Source organism: Variovorax sp. YR634, from assembly GCF_900106655.1.
Taxonomy (GTDB): domain Bacteria; phylum Pseudomonadota; class Gammaproteobacteria; order Burkholderiales; family Burkholderiaceae_C; genus Variovorax.
The window spans coordinates 46,339-68,488 of the sequence record NZ_FNOL01000019.1 but is presented as its reverse complement, the minus strand read 5'-3'; the positions used below and the strand labels follow the sequence as shown (position 1 = coordinate 68,488).

The following is a 22,150-nucleotide window of genomic DNA, read 5'->3' as shown; positions in this document are numbered from 1 at the left end:
CTCTCCCCGTCCTGAATGCAGGTTAGCGCAAAGCCCCGCAATAAGCGAGTGCGCGCACCTACACCAACGGCCTAGTCGGATGGCCACGCCGGCACCGCGCCGCAGACTAGGCGCTGCGTTCAATTGTTGCGGCGGGCACCGCGCGGAAGACTGGCTGCATCGATCACCACTGCGCATGCGATGCACCGAGGACCGCCATGAACACCCCAAAGTCTTTTGCCGCGCTGCGTGCCGCATGGGAACCCCTTGCGTGCCGGTTCTGCATCTTCGCGCTCCACCACGCGGTGCTCGCCCGCGCGCTGTGCGCCGCGGCCATGGTCGCGGTCTCGCTGCTGGCGGGTTGCGCTGCATTGCCCGACAACGTGCACCGGGTCGCGTCGCAGGCGCGCACCGACGTCGGGGACAGCGTGCTCGCGCACATCGCCGCCGCGTCGCTGCCGGAACCGGACGGCGCGACGCCCGAAATACCCGACGTATCCGGCGTGCGCCTGCTGCCGGACGGCGACCAGGCCCTCGACGCGCGCATCGCACTCACGCAGGCCGCACGGCATACCGTCGACGCGCAGTACTACGTGGTGACCAACGACACCTCGGGGCGGCAATTCCTGCGCGAGCTGCGCGACGCGGCCCGGCGCGGCGTGCGCGTGCGCCTGCTGGTCGACGACCTGTACGCGGGCGGGGACGACGAGATGCTGGCCGGGCTGGCCGCGCACGCCAACGTGGAGGTGCGTCTCTTCAACCCGCTGCCGGTGCGCAGCGGCGGCCCGCGCACGCGCGTGCTGCTGTCGCTGCACGAGATCGGCCGCGTGAACCGGCGCATGCACAACAAGCTCTTCATTGCCGACAACAGCTTCGCCATCACCGGCGGGCGCAACATCGCCGACGAGTACTTCGGGCGCAGCAAGCCAGCGAACTTCATCGACATGGACGCGCTGCTGGCCGGGCCAGCGGTGCGCGCGCTGTCGGCGAGTTTCGATGCCTTCTGGAACGGACCGATGTCGTACCCATTCGAGGCCATCGCGGCCGGAGACCGTCCGGCGCCGGCCCATGCGCGCGAACGCTTCGCCGCGCTGGTCCATGGCCTCGGTCGCTTCATGCCTCCTGCCAACGAGCGCGACGCGCTGGGGCGCGGCCCGGTCGGCGCGCAGCTGGCGCGGGGGCGGGTCGAACTGGTGCCCGCGAAGGTGCGCGTCGTAGCGGACGCAGTGGTGCAAGGCCCCTTCGCCAGTGATGCCAGCGGAAGCGTCGAGGAAGCCGGAGGGCCGCAAGGCCGCGAGAGCGCGGTCATGGCCGCGAACCTCGATCTTTTCCGGACCGCACGCTCCGAGGCGCTCGTCGTCTCGCCCTACTTCGTACCCATGCCCCGCATGATCGAAGCACTCGCCCATGCGAGCCGCGAGGGCGCGAGCGTATCGGTGGTGACCAACTCGCTCGCCACCACCGACGAGCCGCTTGTGCACTACGGCTACGCGCGCTACCGCAGCGCTCTCCTGAAGATGGGTGCCACGCTGTACGAGCTGATGCCAACTGGCGAACCACATACGGCCTGGAGCGACACCGAAAGCGACCGCGGCTCGCTCGGCCGCCTGCACGCCAAGCTGGCGGTGGTCGACCGGCGCTGGTTCTACGTGGGGTCGATGAACATGGACCGGCGCTCGGCGCACTGCAACACTGAACTGGGCCTGATCGTCGACAGCCCCACGCTTGCAGGCGAGCTGGCGGACCTGATCCAGCGCGTGCGCATGCCTGCGAGCTTCACCGTGAGCGAAGCACCGCTGCGAGGCGGCCTGCAATGGAGCTTTCTGCGCGACGGACGCCGCTGGGTGCTGCACCGGGAACCGGAATCGAACTGGGCCCAGCGACTGCGCTGGTCATTGCTGTCGCTGGTGGTGGACGAAGACTTTCTGTGACTGCGCACCACCGGTGCAGTCGTGCAAAAAATAGGTCACCGCGAGCATGGCCCAGGACTACTATTCAATCATTCACGTGCGGTTTCGCACGAGGCTGCCGCGGACCGTTTGCTCACTCGTGCAAGGAGAGTAGCTATGGCAAGTCCGATGAATGTCAACAAGCTTCAGACGAAATCCCATGACGAACCGGATGAGGTTCGGGAGCCCGAAAAGACCCGGGTCGAAGTGGTCCGCCTCGAGGGGTACACGCTCGGACGCTTCAAGTTCGAGCCCGGGTGGCGCTGGTCGAAGTGCATCAAGCCAGTCGTGGGCACGGACAGTTGCCAGGTGGCTCACGTCGGGTATGCGGTTTCCGGTCGAATCACCGTGCAAATGAATGACGGCTCGCAGACCGTCATCGAGGAAGGCATGTCGTACACCATCCCGCCGGGGCACGACGCATGGGTCGAAGGCAACGCCCCGTTCGTCGGACTGGAGATGATGAGCGCAGAGGAATACGCAAAGTCCAGTAGCTGACCCAAAGTGAGAGGCCTCAGGGGCAGGCTTCTTCGGGATGGTCGAACGGAGATGCGATCCGTACGGAACAACAGTCGGACTGACAATCGGCTGCAGCGGCAGCGGTCCTTGCGCCCGCGGAACCGTTCGACTCCTCCTTCCTCAGCGATACATGTTTGCCCTGACCCGCCTGACCATCGACCGCGCCAGAAAAGAGCGCTTGCCCCAAGTCGCCGGAAGCCTGGCGTTCACGACCTTGCTGTCCATCGTTCCCCTGCTGGCGGCGAGCCTCGCGCTGCTCACGCGATTCCATGCCTTCACGCGGTTCAAGGATGCGCTTCAGGAGTTCTTTCTGAGCAGGCTGCTTCCCGCGGACATCGCACGCACAGTGCTGAAGTACCTGAACCAGTTCGCCGCGAACGCCAGCGGCCTGACCTGGGTCGGTTCGCTCTTCTTGCTGGGCACGGCCATCGCGATGTTGCTCACTGTGGAGAACGCGCTGAACCAGATGTGGAAGATCCGGAGGAACCGGCCGTTCTTCAAGAGGGTTGGCCTGTACCTGCTGATGTTGGCCGTCGGGCCACCCGTTCTGGGGCTGAGCCTGTGGGCGACGTCGTATCTGCTGGGCGTTTCCATGGGCCTCATCGGCGCACTGCCATCCTCGCTTGCATTCGTGCTCGACCTCGGGCCGCTCATGCTCGGCGTGACCGTACTGACGAGCATGTTCTACCTCGTTCCGAACACCAAGGTACGGCTGCGCGACGCCTTCGCAGGCGGCCTGATCGCCAGCGTGGCTTTCGAGCTCGGCAAGCGCGGCTTCACCACCTACCTCGTCAAAGTGCCAACGTACAAGGCGCTATATGGGGCGTTCGCAGTGCTCCCCATGTTCTTGCTGTGGGTGTACGTCTCGTGGCTGGTCACGCTGGTCGCGGCCATGATGACGGCTAACATGGCGCTCACCCGACGGCAACCGGCAGGCAAGCCTGCTCGGGCCTAGCAGCCAGGAGCAGGCGTTCGCGAAGAACGGCTTTCAGGATGCTTGCCAGACGGCCACTTTGCAGCAATCTGGCCGCGTCGATCAATGCGACGTCACCCACCCCTGCTTCCCCGGCAAAGGAGGCATCGCGAAGCTCGACTTCAGGCGCGCAACCTCATCGCTCGGAGTGAGCCCGAAGAAGCGCTTGAACTCACGACTGAACTGCGACGCGCTTTCATATCCCACCTCGATGCTCGCCGCGGACGCGGTCTTCCCGTTTCGCAACATCAGCAGGCGCGCCTGATGAAGGCGTACCGACTTGAGGTACTGCATCGGAGAACTCTGGGTGACGGCACGAAAGTGAGTGTGAAACGTCGGGATGCTCATGCCCGCCTCGCGAGCCAGGCGGTCGACGGTAAGACGGTCGCCGAACGTGGTGTGGATGCGCCGCACGGCCTTGGCGATCTTTCCGAACTGCCCCTGGCTGGCCAGCGCCGCGCGCATCGATGCCCCCTGTTCCCCGATGAGCACCCGAAAGTAGATTTCGCGCACGATCGCCGGCCCGAGCAACACAGCCTCTACGGGCGAACTCATCGCCTCGAGAAATCGCAGAACGGTCTGCATCAATGCGTCGTCGATCGGCGTCGAGAACATGCCGACTGGTGCCGTCTTCGAACTCTCGATAAGTTCATCAACCTGCAACGCAAGGCCCGCGAGGACGGTGAGATCGAGGCTGAAGTAAATCGCGAGCAGAGGCTCGTCGGCACTGGCGTCGGTCTCCATGGTGAACGGCACCGGCACGGACACCGCGAGGTAGTGCTGGGCATCGTAGAGGTAGACCTGATTTGCCCAGAGGCCGCGCTTGCGTCCCTGGCAGACGATGACGATCCCGGGTTCGTAGAGCACAGGGGTCGAGGCCAATGGGCGATCGGAGCGCAGGAAACGCACGTCCGGTAGCGCCGTCAGCGTGTAGCCCTCTCGAGGTGCGAGCCGCTTCAAGAGCGCCACCATGCTGGCCTGGCGCTCCTCGCGGAGTCTGCCAGCGCGGTCGATGGTTGATGCGCGCGATTTACTCATTCATCGTACTGTGCATCAACCCTGGCAAAAAGTAACCGAGAGCGGTTGGACTTCATAGAAATAGGCAAGCCAAACATAGGATTGCGACTGGCTCCGGGCGCCCTCGATTTCTAAGATCGACGCATGCAAAACACCAGGACTTTCTTCATTACGGGCGTCGGCAGCGGCCTCGGCCGCGCCATTGCGAACGCCGCATTGCGGGCGGGCCACCGAGTCGTCGGAACCGTTCGTACCGAACAGGCAGCAACCGAATTCGGCAGGCAATTTCGCGGGGAGGCTCATGTGAAGCTGCTCGACGTGACGCAGTTCGACTCCGTCGCACCACTCGCCGCTGTCGTCGAAGCTGAGATCGGGCCAGTGGATGTCGTGATCAACAACGCAGGGTATGGTCACGAGGGCATCCTGGAAGAATCGTCTCTCGATGAAATGCGCCGCCAATTCGACGTCAACGTTTTTGGTGCGGTCGCAGTCATCAAGGCGTTTCTGCCGTTCATGCGTCAGCGTCGGCGCGGCCACATCATCAACATCACGTCGATGGGTGGCTACATCACGATGCCCGGCATCAGCTACTACTGTGGCAGCAAGTTCGCCCTCGAAGGGATCTCCGAGACGTTGGCGAAGGAAGTGAAGGGCCTGGGCATCGCAGTCACAGCTGTTGCCCCAGGATCTTTCAGGACAGACTGGGCTGGCCGCTCGATGGTGCGCAGCGCGCGTTCCATCAGCGACTACGACAGCTTGTTCGATCCAATCCGGCAATCGCGCATGGACAAGAGCGGCAAACAACTGGGCGATCCGGACAGGGCTGCAGATGCGATCCTCACTCTGGTGAACATGCCGGAGCCGCCGGAGCATTTGCTGATCGGCAGCGACGCGCTCGGGCTGGTAAGCGCAAAGCTCGACACGATGCAGACGAGTTTGACGAAGCACGAGGTCCTGACTCGCTCCACCGATATCGCGTGACGTCGCATCCATCTACTCGACCGATATATTCCATCGAAACAAACAGGCTTCCTGGATATGTCGCGCATCCCTAATCTTCAGGTCATGCAGCTCGCCGAGCTGTCCAACCAGGAGATTCAGAGATGCCCAAAGTCCTCGTTCTGTATTACTCGTCGTACGGCCACATCGAAAAGATGGCCGAGGCCATTGCCGCTGGTGCGCGTGAGGCCGGCGCCCAGGTCGACGTGAAACGCGTCCCCGAGACGGTTCCCGAAGCGGTCGCAAAGTCTGCGCACTTCAAGCTCGATCAGGCAGCGCCCGTCGCGAGCGTTGCCGATCTGGAGAACTACGACGCCATCGTCGTAGGCACCGGCACCCGTTTCGGCCGGATGTCTTCCCAGATGGCCGCCTTTCTCGACCAGGCCGGTGGGCTGTGGGCCCGCGGCGCACTCAACGGCAAGGTCGGTGCGGCCTTCTCGTCGTCGGCCACCCAGCACGGCGGCCAGGAGACCACGCTCTTCTCGATCATCACCAACCTGCTGCATTTCGGCATGACCATCGTGGGCCTGCCGTACAGCCACCAGGGCCAGATGAGCGTCGACGAGATCGTCGGCGGCGCGCCCTACGGTGCCACCACCATCGCAGGCGGCGATGGCTCGCGGCAACCGACGGCGATCGATCTGGCCGGCGCGCGCCATCAGGGCGAGCTGGTGGCCAAGACCGCAGCGAAGCTCTTTGCCTGAGCACCCGCCCCCTCCATCTGTAGAAGCGAGAAAGACATGGTCTCCAACGACTTTGCAGGACGGGTGGTACTCGTCACGGGTGCGGGCTCCGGCATCGGCCGGGAGGCCGCCAAGGCCTTCGCGGCACGAGGAGGTCTTGTGTATGCCGCCGACCTGAACGAGCACGGCCTTGCCGAAACCATCGATCTCATCACCGAGATCGGCGGGAAGGCCCGCGCGCTCATCGCCAATGTGGCCGTCGAGCAAGAAGTGGCCAACGCCATTGCACGCATCGAACGCGAGGCCGGCCGGCTCGACGTGGCCTTCAACAACGCCGGCATCACCGGCAAGGCGCAACGCATCGAGGACTACCCGACCGAAGACTTCGACAAGGTGATTGCAGTCAACCTGCGCAGCGTCTTTCTCGGCATGAAGCACGAGCTGCCGCTCATCAAGAAAAGTGGCGGCGGCGCCATCGTGAACACGGCGTCCGTGGCCGCACTGACGGGCCCCGGCGGGATGAGCGCCTATGCGGCTTCCAAGCACGGCGTGCACGGCCTCACGCGCGTCGCCGCGATGGAAAACGCCGCGCACAACGTGCGGGTCAATGCCCTCGCCCCCGGCTGGACGGAAACGCCGATGGTGAAGGTCGCGAGCGACCAGAACCCGGCATTCGCGAAGCTGGTTTCCACCGCGATTCCTGCCAAGCGAGGCGGTCATCCCGCGGAGGTGGCCGCCGCCGCCGTATGGCTGGCCTCCGATGCCGCGAGCTACGTGATGGGCCAGATGCTGGTCGTCGACGGTGGAATGACCATCGGTGGCTTCGAACTTTGAACAAACCGAACCAGCAAGGAGCAACACCATGAGCAATTTGAATGCAGGCGAGATGGCAAAGGCCGTCATTCGCCGCAATACCGAAGAAGTGCAAGGGCGCGGAAACTGGGCCCTGTTCGACGAGCTTTTCTCGGACGACTTCCTCGACCACACACCACAGCCGAACTGCACGCCCGACAAGGCGGGTGCGCTGGGCCTGTATCGCATCCTGCGGGAGGCGTTCCCCGACTTTCACGCCGAGATCCATTGGCAACGCGCCGATGGCGATGTCGTCACCACCTACAAGACCTATCACGGCACGCAGCAGGGAACCTTCCTCGGCATTGCGCCGACTGGCCGCGCGATCCATTTCGAAACCGTGGACGCGATGCGCGTGCAAAACGGAAAGATCACGGAGCACTGGGGTGTTGCCAATCTCTTCTCCGTGCTTCAACAGCTGGATGCATGGCCCCGCGCCGCAGGAGACAAGTCATGAACACCAACATTCTTCAGGACAAGGTGGTCGTCGTGACCGGCGCTGCCAGCGGAATCGGCAAGGCTGTGGCCGTGCAGGCCGCGAAGCACGGAGCCAAGGCGGTGATCGTTTCGGACGTGACGCCAGAGCCCCGCGAAGGAGGCCGCACCACGATGGAGGAGATCGAGGAGCTGGGCGTGCTGGCGCGCTTTCATCGCGCAGACGTCAGCCAGCGGGCGCAAGTCGACGATCTTCTGAAAGCAGCAGACGAGTTCGGCGGCGTCGATGTGATGGTCGCCAATGCGGGCATCACGCTGCGCGCCGACGGGTTCGACGTTGCAGAGGCGGACTACCGCCGGCTCATGGGCATCAACCTCGACGGAACGCTGTTCAGCGCGCAGGCGGCAGCCCGCAGCATGAAGGCACGGGGCAAGGCCGGGAGCATCGTTCTCATGGCCAGCATGGGCGGCATCTCGGGCGCGGGCATGACGGTGGCTTACTCCACCAGCAAGGGCGGCGTGGTCCTGATGGCCAAGTCGCTGGCCGATGCACTGGGGCCGGATGGCATCCGTGTGAATGCAGTCGCCCCGGGAACCATCGACACGCACCTGCTGCGAACGAGCCCCGGCATTGCAGAGGCTGCAGAAGGCTTTCGCCTGCGCACGCCACTGCGGCGCCTTGGCAAACCTTCCGAGATCGGCGACGCCGTCGCGTGGTTGGGCTCGGACCTGTCGAGCTATGTGACGGGCACTGCGCTGCTCGTCGATGGCGGCCTGCTCGCCGTGATTTGACCCGAAAGAAAGACATGACCACCACCATCCGCTTCCATCAATACGGTTCTCCCGAAGTCCTCCAAGTCGAGGACGACAACGTCGGCATGCCGGGGCCCGGACAGGTTCGCCTGCGCCACGAGGCCATCGGCGTCAACTTCATCGACACCGCTTTTCGCCAGGGCGTGATGCCCGTCCCGCTGCCCTCGGTGCCTGGGGTCGAGGGCGCCGGCATCGTCGAGGCCATCGGGCCGGACGTCACAGACGTCAAGGTCGGCGATCGCATGGCTTACTTCCTCGCGCCGGGCAGCTACGCACAGGTGCGCCTGGTCGATGCAGCCGCGCTGCTCAAGGTGCCTGACGATCTCTCTTCGGAACAGACCGTCACGGTGCTGACCAAGGGCCTGACTGCCTGGGCCGGGCTGAATGGCTTCCATCAGCTCAAGGCAGGAGAGAAGGTGTTGGTGCAAGGCGCTTCGAGCAGCGTGGGCACCATGATCTCGCGCTGGGCCAAGGCAAAAGGCGCCACCGTTATCGGAACGGTGGGCTCGCAGTCGAAGCGAGCAGCGCTCGAGGGCACCATCGATCACGTATTGCTCTCTGGCGACGCCGATCTGGCCGCACAGATCCGCAGCATCGCGCCCGAAGGCGTCGACGTGGTCTACGAGTTCGTCGGCAAGGCCACTTTTGCAGCATCGGCAGCGGCCGTGCGCGATGGCGGAACCATCGTCACCATCGGCGCGGCTTCCGGGGCGCCAGACATCGACCGGGCGGGCCTTGCCGCTCGCGGCGTTCGCATCGTGGGCGGGCCGATGGCGCAGCACGTGCAAGGTGCCGTGGCCCAGGCGACCGGCGAGGTGTTCGACGCGTACCGCAAGGGTGTCTTCGGCACGCTCGACGTGGCCCGCTATCCACTCGTCGAAGCGGCGCGGGCGCACGAGGACATCGCGGCCCGGCGCAAGTCGGGGGCGATCATCCTCGTGCCCTGATCCTGTGAACGCATCGATCCTGGCAACTCGCTGGACACCCAACGGGGAAGCAGATATTTTCCCGGGAGTTTCATCGATGGGAGCGATAGATGCTGGATGGCGTTTCAATGGATCAACTGCGCACCTTCATTGCGGCCGCCGATGAGGGCAGCTTCTCGGCCGCCGGGCGCAGGCTGCGCCGGGCCCAGTCGGTGGTGAGCCAGACGCTGGCCAACCTCGAAGGGCAGATCGATGTGCAGCTCTTCGACCGTAGCGGGCGCTATCCGAAGCTCACCGAGGAAGGCACCGCTCTGCTTGCGCAGGCCCGCTCCGTGGTCCACGGCATGGACGGCTTCAAGGCCACGGCGCGCACGATCTCCGAAGGGCTCGAACCCGAGTTGTCGGTGGTGGTCGACGTCATGTACCCCATGGACTCGCTGACGGTGGCGGTCGGTCTCTTTCGGGCCGCGTTTCCGCACACGCCGCTGCGCCTCTATGTCGAGGCACTGGGCGCCGTGGCGCAACCGGTGCTCCAGCGCGGCTGCAGGATCGGCATCATGGGGTCCATGCCCCTCGTTCCGGAGGAGCTCGATGCCGAGAAACTGCTCGACGTTCCGATGGTGACGGTGACTGCCTCCTCTCACCCGCTGGCCGCACAGAAACGCGTCATCGCGTCGCGGGAATTGGAGCAGCACGTTCAACTCGTCCTGACGGATCGCACCTCGCTGACCAGCGGCAAGAGCTTCGGCGTGTTCACTTCATCGATATGGCGGCTCGCAGACCTGGGCGCAAAGCATGCGTTTCTTCGTGCGGGTTTTGGCTGGGGGCACATGCCGCTTGCCATGGTGCGCAGCGACATCGAGTCAGGGCTCCTGACCCGGTTGCAGCTGGAGGCCTTTCAACCCACCACGCCGCCGATTGCCATGTTTGCCGTGTACCGCAAAGACCTGCCGCCGGGGCCTGCCGGGCGATGGTTCCTGGAGCACCTGAAGGACACGGCGCCGGCGCGAGATTCCCCGAAGTAACGCGAGCGCCCCTTGCTCACTCGGCCCCGCGAGGCCGCTGCCCGAGATGCTCGTGCAGGAACTCGATGAAACGCTGGGTCTTTGCCGGCAGCAGGCGGGTTTCAGTGAGCGCATAGACGGAAGTCGGGGTGCCGTGCCACTGCGGCAACACCAGTCGCAGGCGACCTGCCGCGACATCTTCGGAAGCGATCTCCTGCGGAAGCAGGATCACGCCCAGGTCGAGGGTCGCCAGGCGCCGGAACATGCCGACGCTGTTCACCTGAAACCGTCCTCCCACCTCGACCTCGACGACCTCTCCTTCGCGCTGCAGCGTCCACTTGTTTGCCTTGGGAAGGCCCAGGCACTCGTGTCGCGCCAGATCGCTCGGGTGCATTGGCTCGCCGGACAGCTCGAGGTAGCGGGGCGAGGCATAAACCTGCACGGGTAGCCGCGCGAGCAATCGGGCGATCAGGTTCGAGTCCGCGAGCTCGCCCATGCGGATGGCCACGTCGAAAGGCTCGGTGACCAAGTCCACCCGCCTCGGCGTGAGATCGAACTCGAAGCTGATGCCGGGGTAGCGACGAGCGAACTCCGCGACCAGGGGTGCCATGTAGATGGTGGCGAAGTCCACCGGCAGCGACGCGCGCAGCACGCCGCTGGGCTGCGCCAGCATCTCGCCCAGTTGCTCGTGAGTGATGCGCGCTTCTTCGACGATGCGCCGGCAGCGCTCGAAGTAGAGCTGCCCCGCCTCCGTCAGCTCGACCTTGCGTGTCGTGCGATGCAAGAGCCGCAGGCCGATGGCTTTCTCCAGTCCGCTGATTCGCCTGGACAACGTCGAACTCGGCACGCCCGAGGCATCGGCCGCGCGGCGAAAGCTCCTCGCGTGGGCGACCTCCACGAACAAGGCCATGTCGTTCAGCAGTTCCATCTTGATTGCGCCATTTATGGATCAATGAAAGCCATTTTGACGTATTTATCTCTTCAGCAGATTAATCAAAGATGCGTCCATCGCACCGCACAACCCAAGGAATTCACCATGAGCCAACTGTTCACCCCCGTTCGCATCGGCCGCTACATTGCGCCGAACCGCCTCGTCATGGCCCCTATGACCCGCTCCCGCGCCGACAGCGACGGCGTCCCGAGCGACCTGACGGTCGCCTACTACGCCCAGCGCGCCAGCGCCGGCCTGATCATTTCCGAAGGCGTGTTCCCGTCCGCCATGGGCAAGGGCTACGTGCACACGCCCGGCATCGAGACCGAGGCACAGGTCGCAGCCTGGAAGAAGGTGACCGAGGCCGTGCACGCTCGCGGCGGCCGCATCTTCATGCAGCTGATGCACACCGGCCGGATCTCGCACCCCTCGCTGCTCGACGGCGCGACGCCCGTGGCGCCTTCGGCCATCAAGCCCGAGGGCCAGGCGTGGACGCCTGCCGGCCAGGTCGACTTCGTCACGCCCCGCGAGCTGAGCCTGCTCGAGATCGCCGACGTCATCGAAGACTATCGCCAGGCCACCCGCCGCGCGCTTGAGGCCGGCTTCGACGGTGTAGAGCTGCACGCAGCCTCCGGCTACCTGCCTGAGCAGTTCCTCTCTTCCGGCAGCAACCAGCGCCAGGACATCTACGGCGGTTCAGTCGAGGGCCGCGCCCGCTTTGCGCTGGATGTGCTGGATGCGATGGCCGCAGAGGCCGGCGCCGACCGCGTCGGCATCAAGATTTCGCCGGAGATGAACTACAACAGCATCACGGATGCTGCGCCTCAGGAGACCTACGCCTACCTGGTCGAACAACTGCGCGGCTGGGGTCTGGCCTATCTGCATGTCACCCTCTTCGGTGCGCAGTTCGACTACCACGCCCTCCTGCGCCCGCGCTTCGAAGGCGCATACCTGATCGGCGGCGGCCTCACCCAGGACAGCGCCGAAAGCGCACTGTACGAAGGCAAGGCCGACGCAACAGTGTTCGGCAGCGCTTTCCTTGCGAACCCCGACCTGCCGGAGCGCTTCCGCGTGGGCGCCGCGCTCAACGCAGCCGACCGCAGCACCTTCTTCGCACCGCCGACCGCCAAGGGATACATCGACTATCCGGCGCTGGCTGCGGCCGAGGCTGCCTGAGGCAGAAGCCGAACTGGAGCTACACCATGAAGATCGAACGATTCACCGCCGACAACACCGCCTTGCTGCTGATAGACCATCAGGTCGGCACGATGCAACTGATCAAGAACATCGACAGCGAACTCGCGGCCAAGCAGTCGATTGCGCTGGCCAAGATGGCAAAGATCCTCAACATCCCGACCGTGATCACGTCCAGCCAGGAAGACCACGCCCAGGGCCCGATCCTTCCGAAGATCGCCGAGATCCTGCCCGAAGCGCACGCTGCACGCATCAAGCGCCCTGGCGTGGTCAATGCCTGGGCCTATCCCGACTTCCGCAACGCAGTGCTCGCAACCGGGCGCAAGCAGCTGATCATGGCGGGCGTCACCACCGATGTTTGCCTGATCTTCCCGGCCATTGACGCCGCGGTCGAAGGCTTTGCCGTGCAGGCCGTGATGGATGCATCGGGCTCGCCCAGCGATCTGTCCGAAGAGTTTTCCCGCCAGCGCATGCACGACGCGGGCGTGGTGCTCACCGCCACCAACACGCTGATGGCGGAAATCGCGCAAGACTGGTCCACGCCCGCCGGGCAGCAGCTGATCGGCTTGTTGTTCAGTGATGTGTTTCCGGCCCTTGGTGCCGGCATCGTTTGAGCCATCAGCCGAGCAGCAGCGAAGCTTCGTCGCGCCAGTAAGCCACGGCAGCGAGCCAGCCTTCCCACACGCAGCCGTTGCAGCCGCGACCGCAGCAGGTGGTGGGCTCGGGCGGCGGTGCGCGCATCGCAAGCCCTGCGGCATCGAGCAATGCTTGCACGCGCGCGATGAGCGCTTGCGCGCCGGCAAGGTTCGTGGGTTCGGGCAGCCGGTCGATGGCGTTCATGGCGGGCAGATCTTCATGCGTCGAGGTTCAGCTCCAGCCGCATCTTCGCCCCGCCCGACTCGCTCGACCCGATCGTGAGTTGCCCGCCGTGCAGGCGCGCAACCTCGGCCACGAGATGCAGCCCGAGCCCCGCGCCGCGCCCGCGCGGCACGAGCCTGTGAAACGGCGCCACCACGCGCTCGCGGTCCGCTGCCGGAATGCCGGGTCCGGAGTCGAGCACCTCGAAGCCCGATGGCTCCCACAGCCGCACCTGGATGTCGCAGCCCTGCCCGCCGTGCTCGATCGCGTTCTGGATCAGGTTGCTCAGCGCGCGTTCGAGCGAGGGCGCATCGCCGCGCACCCACAACGGTTGCGGCGCATCGACCGACAGCGTGCAACGATTCATGATCGCCAGCGGCGCGATGTCGCCCGCCACGCGCTCGCACAGCGCCTTCAGGTCGACCTGCTGCTGGTCGTGCACCGCGACGTGGTCCAGCCGCTGGAGGTCGAGCAGTTGCTCGGCCAGCGTGGCGAGCCGCGCCGAGGCCTGCATCAGCTTCACCTTGAGCGGGCCGTCCTGCAGTCCTTCGAGATGGATCTGCAGCGTGGTGATCGGCGTGCGCAGCTCGTGTGCGGCGTCAGCGAGGAAGCGCTCCTGCCGGTCGTAGCCTTCGTTGAGCCGGTCGAAGGCACGGTTCACGGCGTTGACCAGCGGGCGGATTTCGCTGGCCACGTTGGTCAGCGGCAAGCGCGTGGTGCGCTCGTGCACGTCGATGCTCTCGGCATGCTCGGCCGTAGCCACCACGCCCTTGAGGCCGCGCTTCACCACGAAGGGCGTGGCCAGGATCACGCCGAGGCAGGTCACCAGCGCCATCGGCGCCACCAGAAAGAGAAAGGCGATGCCCGTGCCCTTGAGCGTGTTCCTCACCGTCAGCGGGCCGCCGGTCTGCACCATCACGGCCACCAGGCCCGCACGCGTTTCCGCGCGCTCGAAGCGGGCCTTGGGCCGGGTGTTGTCGTCCTCGGGGTTGAGGGCCATGCGCTCCATGTCGCCGAGCGCGTTGAAAAGCGCGGAATAGGCAGGCGGCACGTCGCCGCTGCGCACTTCCGAGCCGTGGGCATCGCGCGCGATGAACCAGAACGGCGGATCGGCCTTCTGCAGGCGCTGCACTTCCGCCGTCGGCTCGACCACCAGTTGCCCATCGGGGCCGCGCGCCAGCGCGCGCTGGATCACGGTGACGGTCTCCTGCCCGGTCTCGTCGACCACGCGGCCCAGCACCCAGGCCAGCCCGAGAAAGCCGCCCATCACCAGCGAGCCGACCACCACCTGCAACAGGATCAGGCTCCAGATCAGCCGCCAGCGCAGCGAGAGCAGGCTCAGTGTCATGTCATGCCGCCATGCGGGCGGCGCAGATCAGGTAGCCGACACCGCGAATTGCATGGATCTCCACCTGCGCACCGGCCTTGTCGAGCTTGGAGCGCAGCCGCGACACATGCGTGTCGAGCGCGTTCGACTGGATCTCGTCCTTGTGCCCGTACACACGGTCTTGCATGGCCTCGCGCAGCACGGTGCGACCACGGTGTTCGAGCAGTGCCTCGAGCACCAGCAGCTCGCGTCGCGGCAGCGTGAGGCAAAGATCGCCCACATGGGCCTGCCGCGTGTGATGGTCGAAGCGCAACTGCCCGAGCGTCATGACGAGGTTCGCCCGCACTGCTGGGCGCCGCGCCAGTGCGCGCACGCGCGCCATCAGTTCGTCCATCGAGAAGGGCTTGGCGAGGTAGTCGTCCGCGCCGCCGTCGAGGCTCAGCACGCGCTCGGCCACGTCGGTCATGGCCGTGAGCACCAGCACCGCGGTGGCGATGTGGTTCTGCCGCAGGAAGGCCACGAGCGAGAGGCCGTCGCCATCGGGCAGGCCACGGTCGAGCACGATCACGTCGTGCTGCGCCGACAACGCTGCCTCCTCGGCCTCGCGCAGCGAACTCGCCACGTCGACCACTGCCTGGTTCTGCCGCAGCGCCGAGGCCAGGGCTTGCGCCAGGTCGACTTCGTCTTCGACGAGCAGGATTCTCATGAGGGGTGCGACAAGGGCTGTGTGCAAAAAAGAAGCGGGCCATTCTAGGAGAGGCCTCATTGCAGCTCATTGCGGAAAGCGCAATGTTCACGCAATGCAGCTGCATAAGCTGGAGCACTGCATGACCTCCCGCCCGGCGACTTCCTCCTCCCACCCTTTCGTGCCCTGGTACGTGGCATTGGGCCAGCGGATCGCCACGCTCTGGGTGGTGAAGATGATCGGCACCACGGTCGGCATCTCGGGCTTCTTCGTCGTGTACTTCTGGGTGATGCACAACCCGCCATCGGAGCCGATGGTGATGCCGCTCACGCGGCTCGACCACTGGGTGGGGGTGAGCGACGACGCGATGGTGCTCTACGGCTCGCTGTGGTTCTACATCTCGCTGGCGCCGGCCTTCGCGAAAGACAAGGCAGAGCTCTGGGCCTGTGCGCGCGACGCCGCCATCATGGCCGCCGTCGGCCTCGTGGTGTTCTGGCTCTTTCCTACGACGGTGCCGGTGTTTGCGGTCGACTGGGCGCAGTACCCGGCTCTGCAGTTTCTCAAGGCCACCGACGTGGGGGGCAATGCATTTCCGTCGCTGCACGTCGCGTTCGCGGTGCTCACCGCGGTATTGCTTGAGCGCCAGTTGCGCAGCGTGACAGCGCCCACATGGTTGCGCGCGCTGAACATGCTATGGGCCTTCGGCATCGTCTACTCGACGCTGGCAACGCGACAGCACGTGCTGCTCGACGTGCTCGGCGGCACGCTGCTCGCGGCCGCCGTGAGCTGGGCCAGCACCACGCGCGACTGGCTGGTGTGGACCGAGGCCTGAGCCCCAGCACACCAGACAATCAAGCAGCAGCGCTCGCGGCGACGGACCTGAAAACCTCCAGGGCCGTGTCAATTTCGCGCTCGCCCGTATGACGATGGGTGACGCAGCGCAGCTTGTGCCTGCCCCAAGTCCGGGCCAGCACGCCCAGCTTGCGCAGCGCGGCTTCCCACTGAGCCGCGTCGAGCCCGGTGGCGCTCACGTCGACCTGCACGATGTTGGTCTGCGGCTCGTTGGCGGAAAGCCCACGGAGCTGGCCGATCCCGTGAGCGAGGCGGCGCGCGACCGTGTGATCGTCCGCAAGCCGGCCCACCATGGTGGTGATGGCAACCAGCCCCGCGGCCGCGGCGATCCCGACCTGGCGCTGGCTGCCCCCGAGCAGCTTTCTGTGCCACCTGGCACGCTGAATGGTGTCCGCCGGCCCGGCAAGCACGGCCCCCATGGGCGCGCTCAGGCCCTTGGACAGGCACAGCGAAACGGTATCGGCAAAGGCCGTGATCTCCGCAGCTGGCACGCCCAGTGCCGCTGCCGCATTCATCAAACGTGCGCCGTCCAGGTGGACCGCAGCGCCCGCATCCCTGGCCACTGCAAACACCGCCTGCATGTGGGTGAGCGGCAGCACCGCCCCTCCGGCGTTGTTGTGGGAAGTTTCCAGACAGACGAGCCCGGTGCGCAGCTTGTTGCGGCCCGGCCCCAAGGCCTGCGCGAGCAAGCCCAGGTCCATGGCGCCGTCGACGCCGGCAATGCCCTGATAGAACGACCCGGTCAGCGCGGCCGCGCCGCGCTCGGTCACGTAGATGTGCGATGCCGCTTCGGCAAGCACGACTTCCTGCCGCCCGGCCTGGGCGAGGATGGCAAGGAGGTTGGCCATCGTTGCGCTCGGGACATACAGCGCGGCCTCCTTGCCCAGCAGTCGGGCGGCCTCGGCCTCCAGCTCCAGCGCGGTCGGGTCGCCGTCGAGCCCGTCGTCGCCGAGAGGAGCGGAAGCGATGCGGTCGTACATCTGCTCTGTGGGCAGCGTCACCGTGTCGCTGCGAAGGTCCACCGGCGGATACATGCTGTCCTGGGTCATTCGGCAGTTGCGCCGGTCGCCTTCACGACCTCCGCCCATTTCTTTCTCTCGCTGTTCAGGAATGTATTGAACGCTTCCGGCGTTCCGGTCCGCACATAGATGCCGCGCGCGGCGAGATTGGCGCGGACATCCGCCGAATCGAGCACCCGGTTGATCTCCGTGTTCATGGTCCGGACGATGTTCTCCGGCGTCTTCGCGGGCACCACCACGCCGTAGAGCGTGTAGTACTCGAAGCCCTTGAAGCCGCTCTCGATGAAGGTGGGAACGTCAGGCAGCGATGGATCCCGCGCTCCCGAAGTCACGGCGAGCGCCCGCAGCTTGTGGTCCTTGATGAGCGGCAGCGCCGAAACGAGGGAGGAGATGTAGAAGTCGACCTGCCCGCCCAGCATGTCCGTCATGGCCGGGCCACCGCCCTTGTAAGGCACATGCAAAACGTTGGCTCCCGCCGTCACGCGCAGGTTCTCGGCCACCAGATGCCCGACGGTTCCGTTGCCGGACGATGCGTACGCAAGTTGCTTCTTCTTCGAGCCCGCCAGCAGCGAAGCAAGGCTGTCGTACGGACTGGAGGCATTCACCACCAGCACCGACACGCCCGTGCCGACCAGCGCAACCGGCGCGAGGTCCTTCGAGGGATCGAAGCTGAGCTTCTTGTAGAGGAACTGGTTGACCGTAAGGTTGCTGGTTTCGCCCAGCACGGCGGTGTAGCCGTCGGGCGGCGACTTCGCGCCGAACTCCAGGCCGATGTTGTTGCCGGCACCGGGCTTGGTGTCGACGACGACCTGCCACTTGGCCTGCTCGCCCAGCTTGGCCGCAAGCAGGCGGCAGACGGCATCCGTGCCCCCACCCGGGGGACTCGGCGAGACCAGGTGAATGGGACGCTCGGGCACCCACGCCGCGGCGGCCGCATGCGCTGCGGCGAGCGCGAGCCCCAAGGTGCATGCCAGGCTCCTGGCGCGCGCGAGACGATGGCGTCGGATGTCGTTCATGAGCGGGTGGTTCCGATCGGGCAGGTTGAATGAATTCAGCGAATCCTAGGCCCGCAATAAAATGAGTAAAGCGAGATATACAAATATCAACTGTGAGGATTTCTCATGAATCTCACGATGCTGGTCACCCTGCGCACCATCCTCGAACAGGGCAGCTTCACCGCCGCGGCCGGCGTCGTGGGCTGCAGCCCGAGCGCGGTGAGCCTGCAGGTCAAGCAGCTGGAGCAGTATTTCGGCAAGCCGCTGTTCGACCGCTCCACCCGCGTGGTGGCGCCAACGGCCTTTGCCCATGAGGTAGTGAGCGCGGTGGGCGACTTCTCCCACCGGCTGCAGATGCTTCGCTCCCGCCCGGTGGTGGAAGTGGCGGGCCGCATCAGGGTCGGCGTGATCACCAGTATGCAGAGCGACGTGCTGCCGCAGGCGCTGCATGAGCTTCGCCGGAAGCATCCGTCGCTGGATGTGGTGGTTCCCCCGCTGAACGACAGCGACGAAATGATCTCCGAGCTGAAGGCGGCGCGGCTCGACGTCGCGTTGCTCGTCAGGCCGGAAGCCGGCGGCTCGCGCCGGCTGGTCTGGCGGGAACTGCACCGCCAGCCCTACGTGTTGCTGGCGCCGCCGAATGCCTCCGGTAAAACCGTCAGGCAACTGCTGGAAGCCTACGACTGGATCGGATACGACCTGTCTCTTTCGGGAGGACGCGTCGCCGCGCGATACGTGCGCAGCCTGAAACCCGATGCGCGCTGCGTGATGGAGCTGCGCTCGATGGACGCCATCGTTGCAATGGTCGCCCAGGGCCTGGGGGTTTCCGTCGTCCCGCAGCCCAGGCGTCCGCTGGTCGATGCCTATGCGGTGCGCGAAGTGGGCCTGGGAAGTCGTGCTCCGTTTCGCAAGCTCTCGCTGGTCTGGCGAAACTCGGACGAAGGCAGCCGCAATGTCGAGGCGGTTGCACAGGCCTTCGCAACCGCCTTCGGCCTTCAGCGAAAGCCGTGAAAAGCCGGCATTACCAGAAGATCCAGAGGGCCAGGCCACCGAAGATGGCCCACTTCACGAGGTAGTACACGCGCTTGTCCCAAGCCTTCAGGCGCTTGCCGATCACGCGGATCTGGTAGATGTACTTGAAGGCGCGATTGATGCCGCCCGTCTTGTCGCCCGCGTCGTTGGGCGAGCTCGCTGCGGCCAGCAGGTTCTTCGCGAACCAGCGGTTCACGGCGCTGGCCCAGCGGTACTTCAGCGGGCGCTCGATGTCGCAGAACAGGATCACGCGGTCGTGGTCGGTCGTGTTCTCGGCGTAGTGGATGAAGGTTTCGTCGAACACCACAGCTTCACCGTCGCGCCAGTGATAGCGCTGGCCGTCCACGTCGATGTAGCAGCCTTCGACACCCGGCGTCCACAGGCCCAGGTGGTAGCGCAACGAACCGGCGAAGGGGTCGCGGTGGCGCACGAGGCGGCTGCCCGGCGGCAGCTCGGCGAACATCGCGGCCTTGATGGTGCCGATGCCCTTGAGCAGCTCTGTGGTGCGCGGGCACAGCACCGCGGCCGAGGGATGCGCTTCGTCGTACCACTTCAGGTAGAAGCGCTTCCAGCCGCTCTTGAAGAAGGAGTTGAAGCCCACGTCGTTGAACTGGCTCGACGCCTTGATGCTGCCGCCATTGCGCATGGCCAGCGCTTCTTCGCGGATGACTTCCCAGTTTTCTTCGAGCACGCGCATCTCGGGGAACTGCGCGGGCGACAGGTACGGCGTACCCGGCACCTTCGAGAAAAGGTACATGAAGACGTTCAGCGGAGCCAGGAAGGTCGAGTGATCAGAGAGCTGTCTGAAGAAGCGATGCCGCACCTGGCCGCGGAAATGAACGTAGAGCGCACTGAGCGCGAAGATGGCAAGAATGACCCACTTCATTTGGAAAGTGTCCTGTAAACAGCACCGGGTAGTGTAATTCTTTGCACCAAATTGGCCCTGCCCTGATCCTTTGGCCGTGCGCCGGGCGAGGTTTCAGCTGCAGAGCATTGGCTGCGGCGTATCGGCCATGGCCAGCGGCAGCCGCACGGTGGCCAGCAGGCCGCCGTTCGCGGTTTCACCAAGCGCGACCTCGCCGCCGTGCCGGTCGACCACCGACTTGACGATGGCCAGCCCCAGCCCGCTGCCGCTCTGGTTCTGGTCGGGGTTGCGGAAGAAGCGGTCGAACACCCGCTCGCGCAACGCGGGCGGAATGCCGGGCCCCTCGTCTGCCACCGTCAGAAGTGCCTGGGTGCCCTCGCGCGCCACATGCACGACCACCGTGCTCCCCGGCGGGCTGTACTTGATGGCGTTGTTGATTAGGTTGTCGATCATCGAGACCAGGCTTTCGCGCTCGCCGAGCACCGGCACGCGGTCTTCGCTCACCAGTTCCAGCTCGACGTTGCGGGCGCTGGCCAGCCCTTCGATCATGGCCAGCCGGTCTTGCACCAGCGCGTCGAGCGACAGCATCACGGGTAGCGCGTTGTCCGAAACCGCGTCGCTGCGCATGAGCTGCAGCAGCTGCCCCACCAGCCGCGCCGCGCGGTCGTTGCTGCGCAGCAGATTGCCCATGAGCTCGCGCTGCTGTTCGTCGGTGCTCTGCTCTTTCAGCGCCTCCACATTCACTCGCATGGCCGCCAGCGGGGTGCGCAGCTCGTGCGCGGCATCGGCGATCAGGCTGCGCTCGCGCGAAGTGCTGTCGCGCACCCGCTGCAGCAGGCTGTTGATGCTCTGCACCAGCGGCTGCAGTTCCTTGTGCGGCGGCGCGTACGACAGCGGCGTGAGGTCGGCCGGCCCGCGCTCTGCGGTTTCCTGGCTCACCCGGCGCCACGGCCGCAGCGCAAGGCGCACCGACAGCCACGCGGGAAACACCAGAAAAGGCAAGCTGATGACCAGCGGCAGCAGGTAGTAGCCGCGGTACATCACGGTGACCGTCAACCGCCAGACGCTGGGCTCGGCCAGCATCACGCGAACGTCCGAGGTGGGCGAGGCCAGCGTGCGCGCGCGCCACTCGCGGTTGCCCGCCTTCACGGTCTCGACGCGGTTCGGCACGGTATTCAGAATGACAGGCACGGCCGCCGTCGAGCGATAGATCAATTTGTCGCCCTGCCAGACCTGCAGCACCGGCGAGGTGTCCGAAGCGGCGTCGCCGTCGCCCATGGTTTCGAGCAGCGCAGCCTCGAAGGCGGCCAGGGTTTCCTGTTGCTTGTCGGGCTGGTCGGCCGTGTTCTTCGCGATTGCAATCACCGACTGGAAGATCTTGTCGAACTTCAGCAGCTCGGGGTCGTCGTAGGAGTCGTACAGCAGCAGCGCGATGGCCATGGTCCACAGCAAGGCGACCACGCCCATCTGCGCCAGCAGCAGGCGCCGCATCAGGGAAGGTTGTTTCCAGTTCTTCCAGCGCTGCGCCAGCGCCTGCATCATTTCTGCGTGCTCCGCACGAGCGACTGCACGTCGATCACGTAGCCGATGCCGCGCACCGTGCGGATGTAGCCCTGGCCGATCTTCTTGCGCAGGTTGGAGATATGCACTTCGAGTGAATTGCTGCCGTTGGCCTGGCCACCGGGCAGCACCTGCTCTTCCATCACGCGGCGCGTGACCACGCGGCCGGTGCGCTTGAGCAGCAAGGCCAGCAGGTCGAACTCGCAGCGCGAAAGCTCCACCGGCTCGCCATCGACGATCACGCCGCGCGTGGGCTCGTGCAGCGCCAGGCCGCGCATGCGGATGGTCTCGTCGTTGAAGCCGTAGCTGCGCCGCGCGAGCGCCCGCACGCGCGACAGCAGCTCGGCCAGCGCAAAGGGCTTGACGAGATAGTCGTCCGCGCCGTCGTCCAGGCTGCGCAGCCGGTCGGTCAGCGCGTCGCGAGCGCTCAGCACCAGCACCGGCAATATCTGCCGGTCGCGGCGCAGGCGGAACAGCAGGTCGAGCCCGTCGCCGTCGGGCAGGCCGAGGTCGAGCAGCACCATGTCGAAGGTGCCGCCGTCGAGGGTGCGCAAGGCGTCGTCGAGTCTGCGGACCCACACCACATCCATGCCTTGATTGGCCAGCGCGATGCGCACGCCGTTGCCCAGGTCAAGGTCGTCCTCAACAAGCAAGAGATTCATGAGCCTCCACGTGAACGAACC

General features: G+C 65.5%; 24 protein-coding genes. 14 read left to right on the top strand and 10 right to left on the bottom strand.

From position 1 onward, the window contains the following. Positions 1-197: 197 nt before the first annotated feature. The 3 genes from BLV60_RS25800 to BLV60_RS25790 all read left to right on the top strand — a co-directional run bounded on the left by BLV60_RS25800 (position 198) and on the right by BLV60_RS25790 (position 3,402). Positions 198-1,910 carry a phospholipase D-like domain-containing protein gene (locus tag BLV60_RS25800; RefSeq protein WP_093058131.1) on the top strand — a complete coding sequence of 571 codons (1,713 nt, stop codon included), beginning with the start codon at positions 198-200 and terminating at the stop codon, positions 1,908-1,910. A gap of 135 nt (positions 1,911-2,045) precedes the next feature. After that, a complete protein-coding gene (locus BLV60_RS25795) occupies positions 2,046-2,426 on the top strand; it encodes a cupin domain-containing protein (RefSeq protein ID WP_093058130.1) in 381 nt (126 codons plus the stop codon). Between the two features lie 151 nt (positions 2,427-2,577). Continuing rightward, positions 2,578-3,402 (top strand): YihY family inner membrane protein, encoded by an 825-nt coding sequence (locus BLV60_RS25790; protein ID WP_093058129.1) that lies wholly within the window; start codon positions 2,578-2,580, stop codon positions 3,400-3,402. Positions 3,403-3,483: 81 nt separating this feature from the next. Here BLV60_RS25790 and BLV60_RS25785 read toward each other — a convergent pair whose 3' ends face one another. Then, a complete protein-coding gene (locus tag BLV60_RS25785; protein ID WP_093058189.1) occupies positions 3,484-4,392 on the bottom strand; it encodes an AraC family transcriptional regulator in 909 nt (302 codons plus the stop codon). 189 nt (positions 4,393-4,581) lie between these two features. Between BLV60_RS25785 and BLV60_RS25780 the strand changes: the two genes are divergently transcribed. The 7 genes from BLV60_RS25780 to BLV60_RS25750 all read left to right on the top strand — a co-directional run bounded on the left by BLV60_RS25780 (position 4,582) and on the right by BLV60_RS25750 (position 10,170). Further along, complete coding sequence (locus BLV60_RS25780) at positions 4,582-5,418, top strand: oxidoreductase (RefSeq protein ID WP_093058128.1); 837 nt, start codon at positions 4,582-4,584, stop codon at positions 5,416-5,418. Positions 5,419-5,540: 122 nt separating this feature from the next. Then, on the top strand, positions 5,541-6,140 hold the full coding sequence (wrbA, locus tag BLV60_RS25775; protein ID WP_093058127.1) for an NAD(P)H:quinone oxidoreductase: 600 nt from the start codon (positions 5,541-5,543) through the stop codon (positions 6,138-6,140). A 36-nt stretch (positions 6,141-6,176) separates the two neighbouring features. Next, positions 6,177-6,953, top strand: coding sequence for an SDR family NAD(P)-dependent oxidoreductase (locus BLV60_RS25770; protein WP_093058126.1), 777 nt, complete (start codon positions 6,177-6,179; stop codon positions 6,951-6,953). Further along, positions 6,937-7,428, top strand: a complete 492-nt coding sequence (locus BLV60_RS25765) for an ester cyclase (RefSeq protein WP_256329580.1) — start codon at positions 6,937-6,939, stop codon at positions 7,426-7,428. Before BLV60_RS25770 ends, BLV60_RS25765 begins: the two co-directional genes overlap by 17 nt. Next, a complete protein-coding gene (locus BLV60_RS25760) occupies positions 7,425-8,198 on the top strand; it encodes an SDR family NAD(P)-dependent oxidoreductase (protein WP_176928941.1) in 774 nt (257 codons plus the stop codon). Before BLV60_RS25765 ends, BLV60_RS25760 begins: the two co-directional genes overlap by 4 nt. Before the next feature lie 14 nt (positions 8,199-8,212). Beyond that, positions 8,213-9,166 (top strand): quinone oxidoreductase family protein, encoded by a 954-nt coding sequence (locus BLV60_RS25755; RefSeq protein WP_093058123.1) that lies wholly within the window; start codon positions 8,213-8,215, stop codon positions 9,164-9,166. 89 nt (positions 9,167-9,255) lie between these two features. Continuing rightward, the gene (locus BLV60_RS25750) at positions 9,256-10,170 is read left to right on the top strand and encodes a LysR family transcriptional regulator (RefSeq protein WP_093058122.1); all 915 of its coding nucleotides are present in this window, start codon (positions 9,256-9,258) and stop codon (positions 10,168-10,170) included. 16 nt (positions 10,171-10,186) lie between these two features. On the opposite strand, the gene BLV60_RS25745 is transcribed toward BLV60_RS25750, so the two are convergent. After that, on the bottom strand, positions 10,187-11,077 hold the full coding sequence (locus BLV60_RS25745; RefSeq protein WP_093058121.1) for a LysR family transcriptional regulator: 891 nt from the start codon (positions 11,075-11,077) through the stop codon (positions 10,187-10,189). A gap of 108 nt (positions 11,078-11,185) precedes the next feature. Here BLV60_RS25745 and BLV60_RS25740 point away from each other — a divergent pair, with 108 nt between their 5' ends. Then, positions 11,186-12,256 carry an alkene reductase gene (locus BLV60_RS25740; RefSeq protein ID WP_093058120.1) on the top strand — a complete coding sequence of 357 codons (1,071 nt, stop codon included), beginning with the start codon at positions 11,186-11,188 and terminating at the stop codon, positions 12,254-12,256. 26 nt (positions 12,257-12,282) lie between these two features. Further along, a complete protein-coding gene (locus tag BLV60_RS25735) occupies positions 12,283-12,888 on the top strand; it encodes an isochorismatase family protein (protein WP_093058119.1) in 606 nt (201 codons plus the stop codon). A 4-nt stretch (positions 12,889-12,892) separates the two neighbouring features. On the opposite strand, the gene BLV60_RS25730 is transcribed toward BLV60_RS25735, so the two are convergent. Genes BLV60_RS25730 through BLV60_RS25720 form a run of 3 tightly spaced genes read right to left on the bottom strand, consistent with a single transcriptional unit; the run spans position 12,893 to position 15,165 of the window. After that, positions 12,893-13,114, bottom strand: a complete 222-nt coding sequence (locus tag BLV60_RS25730; protein WP_093058118.1) for an oxidoreductase-like domain-containing protein — start codon at positions 13,112-13,114, stop codon at positions 12,893-12,895. A 13-nt stretch (positions 13,115-13,127) separates the two neighbouring features. Continuing rightward, the gene (locus tag BLV60_RS25725) at positions 13,128-14,480 is read right to left on the bottom strand and encodes a sensor histidine kinase (RefSeq protein WP_093058117.1); all 1,353 of its coding nucleotides are present in this window, start codon (positions 14,478-14,480) and stop codon (positions 13,128-13,130) included. A gap of 1 nt (position 14,481) precedes the next feature. Beyond that, a complete protein-coding gene (locus BLV60_RS25720; protein ID WP_093058116.1) occupies positions 14,482-15,165 on the bottom strand; it encodes a response regulator in 684 nt (227 codons plus the stop codon). Positions 15,166-15,286: 121 nt separating this feature from the next. Here BLV60_RS25720 and BLV60_RS25715 point away from each other — a divergent pair, with 121 nt between their 5' ends. After that, positions 15,287-15,976, top strand: coding sequence for a phosphatase PAP2 family protein (locus tag BLV60_RS25715; RefSeq protein ID WP_256329579.1), 690 nt, complete (start codon positions 15,287-15,289; stop codon positions 15,974-15,976). A gap of 19 nt (positions 15,977-15,995) precedes the next feature. On the opposite strand, the gene BLV60_RS25710 is transcribed toward BLV60_RS25715, so the two are convergent. After that, positions 15,996-17,045, bottom strand: a complete 1,050-nt coding sequence (locus tag BLV60_RS25710) for a threonine aldolase family protein (RefSeq protein WP_093058115.1) — start codon at positions 17,043-17,045, stop codon at positions 15,996-15,998. Next, entirely contained in the window at positions 17,042-18,031 is a 990-nt protein-coding gene (locus BLV60_RS25705) for a Bug family tripartite tricarboxylate transporter substrate binding protein (RefSeq protein ID WP_093058114.1), read from the bottom strand. Before BLV60_RS25705 ends, BLV60_RS25710 begins: the two co-directional genes overlap by 4 nt. A 117-nt stretch (positions 18,032-18,148) precedes the next feature. On the opposite strand from BLV60_RS25705, the gene BLV60_RS25700 reads away from it, so the two are divergent. Beyond that, the gene (locus tag BLV60_RS25700; protein WP_256329578.1) at positions 18,149-19,021 is read left to right on the top strand and encodes a LysR family transcriptional regulator; all 873 of its coding nucleotides are present in this window, start codon (positions 18,149-18,151) and stop codon (positions 19,019-19,021) included. 10 nt (positions 19,022-19,031) lie between these two features. Here the strand turns inward: BLV60_RS25700 and lpxO are convergent, their stop codons facing one another. From lpxO to BLV60_RS25685, 3 genes are all read right to left on the bottom strand, one after another. After that, a complete protein-coding gene (gene lpxO, locus BLV60_RS25695; protein ID WP_093058112.1) occupies positions 19,032-19,928 on the bottom strand; it encodes a lipid A hydroxylase LpxO in 897 nt (298 codons plus the stop codon). 93 nt (positions 19,929-20,021) lie between these two features. Beyond that, complete coding sequence (locus tag BLV60_RS25690) at positions 20,022-21,449, bottom strand: sensor histidine kinase (RefSeq protein WP_093058111.1); 1,428 nt, start codon at positions 21,447-21,449, stop codon at positions 20,022-20,024. After that, on the bottom strand, positions 21,446-22,129 hold the full coding sequence (locus BLV60_RS25685; RefSeq protein WP_093058110.1) for a response regulator: 684 nt from the start codon (positions 22,127-22,129) through the stop codon (positions 21,446-21,448). The genes BLV60_RS25690 and BLV60_RS25685 overlap by 4 nt, the downstream gene beginning before the upstream one ends. Positions 22,130-22,150 lie beyond the last annotated feature (21 nt).